Source organism: Rhizomicrobium sp. (assembly GCF_056722145.1).
This window is the reverse complement of the sequence record NZ_JBWZET010000025.1, coordinates 1-8,081: the sequence shown is the minus strand read 5'-3', so window position 1 is coordinate 8,081 and position 8,081 is coordinate 1. Positions and strand designations below refer to the sequence as shown.

Here is an 8,081-nt window from a genome sequence, read left to right as displayed (position 1 = left end):
CCATTGGGGCCGAGGAAACCCAGGACTTCGCCTTTGGCGACCTGCAAGCTGAGATCGGCCACGGCCGTGAGCGGCCCAAAGCGCTTGGTGAGACCCTCAATCGCGATCATGGACGGCTGCCTAGTAGGGCCAAGTCCATTAGAGAAAACAGGTTTCCCTCGCAACCCTGACGAGGTTACGAATTGGACATGGCTTCGCGACTGACCCTCGACCCCCGCCTCGTCCTGCGTGCCGCCCTGGCTGGCACCGTGCTGCAGCTCGTCCTGACCGCCGCCGGCCACTGGTCGCCGTGGGTGGTTATCCACCTGTTTCTATTCGGCCGCGCCATGCTGTCGGCGACGGCCGGCTACCTCTACGGGCTGATCCTCGGCCGCGGCTATGGCGCCGGAGCGCTGGGCGGGGCGATCGCCGGAGGCCTGTGCGTCGTGCCGGGACTGGCGGTATCGGTGCTGCTCGGCGATTCGCTCGCCGCCATGGTTACCACCGGCACCGGCATCTCGATTCTCACCGGCGCGGTCGGCGGCGCCTTCGGCCAGATGGGCGCGATGTTGCGGAAGATGGGGCTGTAGAGGTCAGGGGGCGCTTAGCGATCATTCTTTCCTCCCCCGCGGTGCACGCGCCGCAGAGCTCGGTGTCTGAATAGCGGGGGAGGTGCCGAGCCTTTTGCGAGGCGAAGGGGGATTGATCCGACGCTGGAACTCGCCCCCTCCGTCTCGCTTCGCGATCCACCTCCCCCGCTTTTTGCCGGCGGTGCAGCGAAAGAACTCGTTATCGCGGGGGAGGAAAGACGAACAACGTGATTTCGTCTGAATGTTTTTTGCTCAGGCCCACAGCCACGAAGAATGGCGCGCGGCGGGTGCCGCGCTGGCCAAGTTCAAGTAAAGGGGAGAGATCGGCTGGCCCAAAGTATGGGTCGCCCCGCAACTGGGGGGCTGGGGGGCTTGAAAGTCGCGAAAGCAACGCCTCACTCGAGCCAGCCGAATGCAGGTCTTATCACGGTCCATGAAGGCGCGGGCGTGATCCAAACGTGACGATTTGAAGGCGCCTTGCACCATTTTGTGGCACGAGAAATCCTCGTTTTTGGACAGCAACGTTTGCAGCGCTTTGTTTTCGCGGGTTTTTCAGCGTGTGTCCGCCGCCCGCACGGGCATGAGCCGCGGGCCTGCGGCAAGATGTACGGCCTCCGCCTGCATTCGTATTCAGTGCAAACGAAAAGGCCCCGGACATCGAATCCGGGGCCCTCGACATCGCAACCTGAAGTCGATCAGCGGCGGTTGCCCATCAGCGACAGCAGGAATTGGAACATGTTGATGAAGTCGAGATAGAGCGCCAGCGCGCCGAGAATCGCCTTCTTGCCCGCGATCACATCGCTGTCGCCGGCATAGTAAATCTCCTTGATGCGCTGGGTGTCGTAGGCGGTGAGACCGGCGAAGATGCCGACGCCGGCGACCGAAATGATCCACTGCATCATGCTGTTGTGCAGGAAAATATTGACCACCGAGGCGATCAGGATGCCCCACACGCCCATGATCAGGAACGAGCCGATGCCCGACAGGCTGCGCTGCGTGGTGTAGCCGTAGAGGCTGAGGCCGCCGAACGCCGCCGCGGTGACGAAGAACACCTGGGCGATGCTCATGGCGGTGTAGAGCATGAAGATCGACGCCATCGACAGGCCGATCAGTCCGGAGAAAATCCAGAACGCGGCTTGCGCCCCGCCAAGGCTCATCCGGTTGAGGCGCATGTTGATGAACAGCACCATGCCGAGCGGGGCGAAGATCACCACCCACTTGAGCGGCGAGCCGAACAGCGTCATGCCGAGCGAGGTCAAGCCGATGATGTGTCCCGAAGCGGGATCGGTCACCGCTGCCATGCCGAACACCCAATAGGCGGTCAGCCCGGTCACCGCCAGCGCCAGGAACATGTAGTTGTAGACGCGCAGCATGTATTTGCGCAGTCCACCGTCGATCGCGCCGGTTACGTCGGTGCGGGTGCTGAAGACACCACGGTTGGATTCGAAGTCAGCCATAGGTTTTCCTTCCTTCCGGCCGTCGCCAGGCCGCGTCATGTCGATTATATCGTGTCGAGAGGGGGTTGGTTCAAGCCTTTGGGGCCAAATTCGGCGGCTGCAGCGCTACGTCGGATCGACGGAAATAGCGCGGCGCGGTAAAGAAACACCCTCTCGACTCCGTGGCTTACCGAAAATTTCATGTTCAAGCGACTTCTCTCCGTCGGCGGCTTTACGCTGCTGTCTCGCATTACCGGCTTCATCCGCGACATCTTGATGGCGGCGGTGCTGGGCCACGGCGCGCTGTCGGACGCCTTCGTCGGCATCGCTTTCAAGTTCCCCAACTATTTCCGCGCCGTGTTCGGCGAGGGCACGCTCAATCCGGCGTTCCTGCCGCGCTACGCCGCGCTCAGGGCCAAGGGCGAGACCGCGACGGCGGCGCGCTTCGCCGATCAGGTCTATTCCTGGCAGATCGTGACCCAGGTTGTGCTGCTGATCCTGGCAATGATCGGCATGCCCGCGATCGTCCGTTTCCTCTCGGCCGACGAGTATGCCAGCGATCCGCAGGTACTGGCGATTGCGACCAATCTGTCGCGCATCACCTTTCCCTATCTTTTGATGACGGTGGTGGCGGTGCAGCTCACCGCCATGCTGAACGCCGCCGATCGCTTCTGGGCCGGAGCGGCGTGGTCGAATTTCCTCAACCTCACCATGATCGGGGCGCTTTTGCTGTCGCCGTGGTTTCCCAATGCCGCCTATGCCGCGGCCTGGGGTGTGCTGGCGGGCGGCGTGCTGCAATGGGTGTTCATCATCTGGGCGGCGGCGCGCGACGGCATGCGGCTGAAACTGCGCCGGCCGCGCTGGACGCCCGAGATGAAGGAATTCTTCCTCGCGGTCGGCGCGGTGACGGTCGGGACCGCCAGCATCACGCTGTCGCCGTTCGTCGATACCTATCTCGCTTTCTGGATCGGCAAGGGCAGTGCGACGGCCCTCTATTATGGCGACCGCATCAACCAGCTGCCGCTGGGCGTGCTCGGCATCGCGCTCGGCACCGTGCTGCTCCCCGACATGTCGAACCGGATCGCCAAGGGCGATGTCGCCGGGTCGGACGCCGCGCAGAACCGCGCCGGAGCCTTGGCGCTGCTGCTGGCGCTGCCGTTCGTGGCGGTGTTCCTCGCCATTCCCGATACCATCATGGGGGCGATCTTCGCCCACGGCGCCTTCAACCGAGAGGCGGCGTCCACCGCGGGCGTGGCCTTGAAGGCTTACGGCGTCGGCCTGCCGGCGATGGTGCTGGTGCGGATCACGGCGTCCACTTTCTATGCCCGTCACGACACCGCGACGCCGGCCCGCTGCACGGTGAGTTCCATCCTCTCGAACATCGCCATCAAGATCGCGCTGGTGTTCGGCCTCGGCTGGGGCATTGCCGGCATCGCGCTCGGCACGGCGCTGGGGGCGTGGGTCAATGTCGCCATGCTGGCGTGGTATGGCCGCAAGAAGGGCCTGCTCGTGATCCAGCCGTCGTTCCGCCGCGCCCTGGCGCCGATTCTGTTGGCGGCCGTAGCGGCAGGTGCGGGCGCCTGGGGCGGCGTATGGCTCACGGGGTGGGGACTGCATCTTCACGGCCGCGGGCTTGTCGATCTAGTCTCGCTGGTGACGGCCGGTGTCGGCGGCGCGCTCGGCTACGGGGCCGTGGTGCTGGCGTTCCGCAAGCGCTTGCCGATCGCGAGATGAGCGAGACGACCATGCGCCTGTTCACCGCCCTATCCTTGCCCGACGAGGTCGCCCGGCCGTTGATGCTGCTGCAGGCCGGCGTGCCCGGCGCGCGCTGGCAGACCCGCGAGCAACTGCACCTGACGCTGCGTTTCATCGGCGAAGTGGACGGAGCCGAAGCCATCGCTATCGACGATGCGCTGGCGGCGATAACGGCGCCGGGTTTCACGCTCGAACTGAAAGGCGTCGGCAGCTTCGGCAGCAAGTACCCGCGCGATCTGTGGGCCGGCGTGGCGGCGAACGAGGCGCTTCTCCATCTCAACCGCAAGATCGAAAGCGCCCTGCAGCGCATCGGCTTGCCCGCCGAGCCGCGCAAATTCACCCCGCACGTCACCCTGGCGCGGCTGAAGGCGGCTCCGCCCGGCGCGGTGATGGACTACCTGACTGACCACGCGCTTTACGCCAGCGGGCCGTTTCCGGTGTCGGCATTTGGGCTGTTTTCCTCGAAGCTGACCAGCGACGGCAGCCTCTATCGGGTCGAACGCAGTTACCCGTTGAGCTGACGAGAACGTATGTAAACCAGACGGTTCAATGGGCCCCGGCGCCGCCCTCGATGTTCTCCATATCTTCGTCGGAGAGCCCGAAATGGTGGCCGATCTCGTGAATCAGCACATGGCGAACGACTTCGCCGAGGGTGATTTCATGCTCGGCCCAATAGTCGAGAATGGGGCGGCGGTAGAGGAAAATCAGCGTCGGCTCGCTGTGCCCGGATTCGCGCGCCGCCAGATCGGGGCCCTGGAACAGGCCGAGAATGTCGAACTCGGTATCGAGATCGAGGTCGGCGAGGACTTCCTCGTCGGGGAATTCCTGCACCACGAACGGCACCTCGCCGCAGAGGCTGCGGAAGCGCGCCGGCAGGGCGGCAAAGGCGGTGCGCGCGATCATCTCGATATCGTCGAGGGAGGGCGCTTCGATGCGGGTCCAGTCGAGTATCATCTTGCTGTTTGCCTCCGGCGTGGGAAGATTGCGAACCCGTAGAGGTTACCGACAATGCCGCGAGTCGATTCCGCCGCCCGTGCCGCCTTTTTAAGCGAATTTCCGTTCTGGCGCGAGGTCGACGGGCGTGACGCCATCTGTCGGCGGTTCGTGTTTGCCGATTTTTCCGCCGCGTTCGGGTTCATGACCCGGGTGGCGCTGGCGGCCGAGCGGGCCGGCCACCATCCCGAATGGTCCAACGTCTACGCCACCGTCGACATCACGCTGTCCACGCACGACGCCGGCGGGGTGACAGAAAAAGACCTCGCACTGGCACGCGAAATCGAGCGGCTGGGTTAGAAGACGAATACGACGATCGCCGCGACCGCCAGCCAGAACGCGAGCGCGACGAACAGCGTCGCGGCGCCCGGATAGGCGAAGAAGAGACGGGTCAACCGATTGGGTGTGGGCAAGTGTAGACAGACGACGCTCATGGCAGGGGGTAACGGGTTTGGCCCGGCCACGTTCCGTGATGTTTACAGGACTTTACCCTTGGGGAACCTGCTCGTTTTCAGCCCAGCAGGAAAAGGCCAGCAATCGCCGCCCAGAACAGCACGCCGGAGCCGATCACCAGCGCCCAGGCATTGCGGATCGCCCACTCCCGGATGGAAGCGGACTTGGGAGCGGCCTGCTCCACGCGCGTATCGATCAATCCGCCCATCAACGCCATCGTCCGCTCCGCCATTCGACGCACCGAATGTAGGCGCGCGGCGGCGGCTTGCGAATAAGGGATTTCCGAAAGAGGCCGGCCCGCCACCGGATCAGGCAGCGGGCCGTGTCGTGAATGACTCAGTGCGTCTTCAGCGAGAACGCGACGCCGAACAGGCGCGGCTCGCCGGCAATGAAGGTCGGGATGCCGAGGTTGTCGCCGGTGTTGCCGGCGTCCTTGATGTACTTCTGATCGAGCACATTGGTGGCGAACGCCGCGATCGACCACGGCTGGCCTTCCGGCTCATACGAGAGGCGGAGATTGAACAGGCCGTAGGATTTCTGGAGTTCGTCCTGCTTGAGATCAGGCAACAGGTGCGAGGTCTGGAGCGCCGCGATGTCGTTGTCGTCGTCGAAGAAGATTTTCGACTGCCAGGTATAGGTCGGCATCAGCGTGAAGACACCGTTGAGGAAGGTCTCGTGCAGCGCCAGGCCGGCGCTCAGCTTGTGGTCGGGGTTGAGGCGGAATTTGTTGCCGCGATAGATGCTGGTGCCGCCGAAGCGGGCGCGATTGTAGGCGTAGGTGCTGAAAAGATCGGCCCAGTCGGTCATCGACCAGTCGAGCGTCGTCTCGATGCCCCAGGCGTTCGCCTTGCCGGCATTGGTAGTGACCGGCACGTTGTTGGCGATCACCGTGGTCTGGAAGTTCGTGTACTGATAGGTGTAGAGGGCGACATCGGCCCTGAGCTTGCCGTCGAGCTGCGCCGTCTTGGCGCCGACTTCGTAGGAATCGACGCTTTCGGCCGCGACCGGCGTGAAGGTCGGATCGCCATAAGGCGTCGCCGGCGACAGCGCGTCGAGCACCTTGGGACGGCGGCCGCGGGCATAGGTGGCGTAGAGGCTGGTGTTGGCCTCGAGCGCATAGCGGGCAGTGAAGCGCCACGACAGGCTGTCGTCGCTGAAGCCCTGGGCGATCTTGTCGCCGTTGTTGGCGGTCGGCTGATAGAACAGCGCGAAGTTCGGCAGCACCGCAGTTGGAATCGCGGTGATCGAACCGGCACCGGGCGTCGCCAAGCCGCCGAGAATGGCATCGCGATAGGGGCCGGGCAGGCCGAGCGCGCCGATCAGGCCGCCGAGCACCGAACGGTCGGCGCTGGTGCCGGCATAGGCGCTGACCTTGTCGTCGTGGGTGAAGCGCACGCCGCCTTCAATCTCGACATTGGTGATCGGTTTCACCGTGACGTCGGCATAGAAGTCGAACGACTTGGTCTTGCCGAAATTGGTCGCCTGTTCCCAGTGGTTGGGCTTGAGGTTGGACGCGATGCCGCTCGCCAGCGCACCCGGCATGTTATAGACGGTGCCGAAATTCTTGTAATACAGCCCCTGCGCCAAGCCCTGGACGATCGCCGGGGCATAGCCGTTGATGAAGGTCGACGACGAGAACAGCGCCGAGGGATAGTTCTGGAGCAGCGCGTCCTGGCCGGCGAGCAGCGTCAGCGCCATGCGTTCGTCGAACTGCAGCGGCACCCGCTCGGAGTTGTTGGCATAGAAATAGTCGACGCCGGCAAAGGCGTTGATGCGGCCGCCGTCGTCGTAGTTGACGCGCAGTTCCTGGCTGAACTGGTCGCCGCGGGCATCTTCCGCCGCCACCAGGATCGGCTGGGCCGAACCATCCGGATCGAACACTTCTTCGGAATCATAGCGGCGATAGGCGGTGACCGAGGTCAGTTTGAGCGCCGGCGAAATCTTGTAGCCGAGGATCGCCTTGCCGTCCCAGACGTAGCGGTTGACGCCGAGCGCCTGGTTCTTCTCGAAACCCGGCACGGTCGACAGCGTGGCGCCGGAATTGTGGTCGAGATCGCCGATGATGGTGCCGGAACCGACGTCCATCGGCGCGAAGGTGCCCGACTTGAACGAGGTGCCGCTGGGGTGATCGGCTTCGAAATTGAACAGGAAATCGGCCGAGAAGTCCTCGTTCGGTTTCCAGGTGGCGGCGAGGCGGACCGCGGCGGTGTCGATCGAGTTGAAATCGTCGCCGAAGCCGAGGTTGGCGACATAGCCGTCGCGCTTCTTGTAGCGGCCGGCAACGCGCACCGCGAAGGTGTCGGACAGCGGCAGGTTCACGACGCCGTCCACCATCAGGTAGCTCTTGTCGCCCGCTTCCACGTCGCCGCCGTAATAGAAGCCGGAGAGGTCGGCCTTGTTCTGGATGACGTTGACGCCGCCCATCAGCGCCGAGCGGCCGAACAGGGTGGTCTGCGGCCCGCGCGCGACTTCGACGCGCTCGATGTCGAACAGCTCGATATAGGTGCCGCGGGTGGCGGAGATGGAGACGTCGTCCTCGAACACCGAGACGCGCGGCTCGAGGGTGGCGTCGCCCGAGTCCAGCGTCAGGCCGCGCAGCACCAGGCCGGGATCGTTGGGCGACTGGTTCTGGACCACGAAGCCGGGCACGAACAGCGACAGCTTGTCGAATTCCTGCACGCCGATGCTGTCGAGGAATTTCTGGTTATAGGCGGTCAGCGCGATAGGAACGTCGAGCGACTTCTGCTCGCGCTTCTGTGCCGTCACGGTGATCTCCTCGATCCCGCCGTTCTGGTCTTCCGGCACTTGCGCCATCGCATAAGACGGAAGAATGGCTGCCGCCGTCGCGAGCAGCAGAAAACGGAACTGGCCAGTC

Annotated in this window: 8 protein-coding genes and 1 pseudogene; 4 read left to right on the top strand and 5 right to left on the bottom strand. The window is 64.2% G+C overall.

Features of this window, described 5'->3' with window-relative positions; translation table 11 throughout:
• A pseudogene (locus tag AC1P6P_RS01355) lies at nt 1-110 on the bottom strand (ABC transporter ATP-binding protein); the annotation flags it as partial.
• Nucleotides 111-188: 78 nt separating this feature from the next.
• Here AC1P6P_RS01355 and AC1P6P_RS01350 point away from each other — a divergent pair.
• Nucleotides 189-569 carry a hypothetical protein gene (locus AC1P6P_RS01350; protein ID WP_481400635.1) on the top strand — a complete coding sequence of 127 codons (381 nt, stop codon included), beginning with the start codon at nt 189-191 and terminating at the stop codon, nt 567-569.
• Between the two features lie 695 nt (nt 570-1,264).
• Here the strand turns inward: AC1P6P_RS01350 and AC1P6P_RS01345 are convergent.
• Nucleotides 1,265-2,026 carry a Bax inhibitor-1/YccA family protein gene (locus tag AC1P6P_RS01345; RefSeq protein ID WP_481400634.1) on the bottom strand — a complete coding sequence of 254 codons (762 nt, stop codon included), beginning with the start codon at nt 2,024-2,026 and terminating at the stop codon, nt 1,265-1,267.
• A gap of 180 nt (nt 2,027-2,206) precedes the next feature.
• On the opposite strand from AC1P6P_RS01345, the gene murJ reads away from it, so the two are divergent.
• Nucleotides 2,207-3,739, top strand: coding sequence for a murein biosynthesis integral membrane protein MurJ (gene murJ / locus AC1P6P_RS01340; protein WP_481400633.1), 1,533 nt, complete (start codon nt 2,207-2,209; stop codon nt 3,737-3,739).
• Entirely contained in the window at nt 3,736-4,281 is a 546-nt protein-coding gene (thpR, locus tag AC1P6P_RS01335) for an RNA 2',3'-cyclic phosphodiesterase (protein WP_481400632.1), read from the top strand. The genes murJ and thpR overlap by 4 nt, the downstream gene beginning before the upstream one ends.
• Before the next feature lie 25 nt (nt 4,282-4,306).
• Here thpR and AC1P6P_RS01330 read toward each other — a convergent pair whose 3' ends face one another.
• On the bottom strand, nt 4,307-4,714 hold the full coding sequence (locus AC1P6P_RS01330) for a metallopeptidase family protein (protein ID WP_481400631.1): 408 nt from the start codon (nt 4,712-4,714) through the stop codon (nt 4,307-4,309).
• 54 nt (nt 4,715-4,768) lie between these two features.
• On the opposite strand from AC1P6P_RS01330, the gene AC1P6P_RS01325 reads away from it, so the two are divergent.
• Nucleotides 4,769-5,053, top strand: coding sequence for a 4a-hydroxytetrahydrobiopterin dehydratase (locus AC1P6P_RS01325; RefSeq protein ID WP_481400630.1), 285 nt, complete (start codon nt 4,769-4,771; stop codon nt 5,051-5,053).
• A 211-nt stretch (nt 5,054-5,264) separates the two neighbouring features.
• Here the strand turns inward: AC1P6P_RS01325 and AC1P6P_RS01320 are convergent, their stop codons facing one another.
• Nucleotides 5,265-5,423 carry a hypothetical protein gene (locus tag AC1P6P_RS01320; RefSeq protein WP_481400629.1) on the bottom strand — a complete coding sequence of 53 codons (159 nt, stop codon included), beginning with the start codon at nt 5,421-5,423 and terminating at the stop codon, nt 5,265-5,267.
• Nucleotides 5,424-5,542: 119 nt separating this feature from the next.
• A partial coding sequence (locus AC1P6P_RS01315) for a TonB-dependent receptor (RefSeq protein WP_481400628.1) occupies nt 5,543-8,081 on the bottom strand: 2,539 nt, incomplete at its 5' end.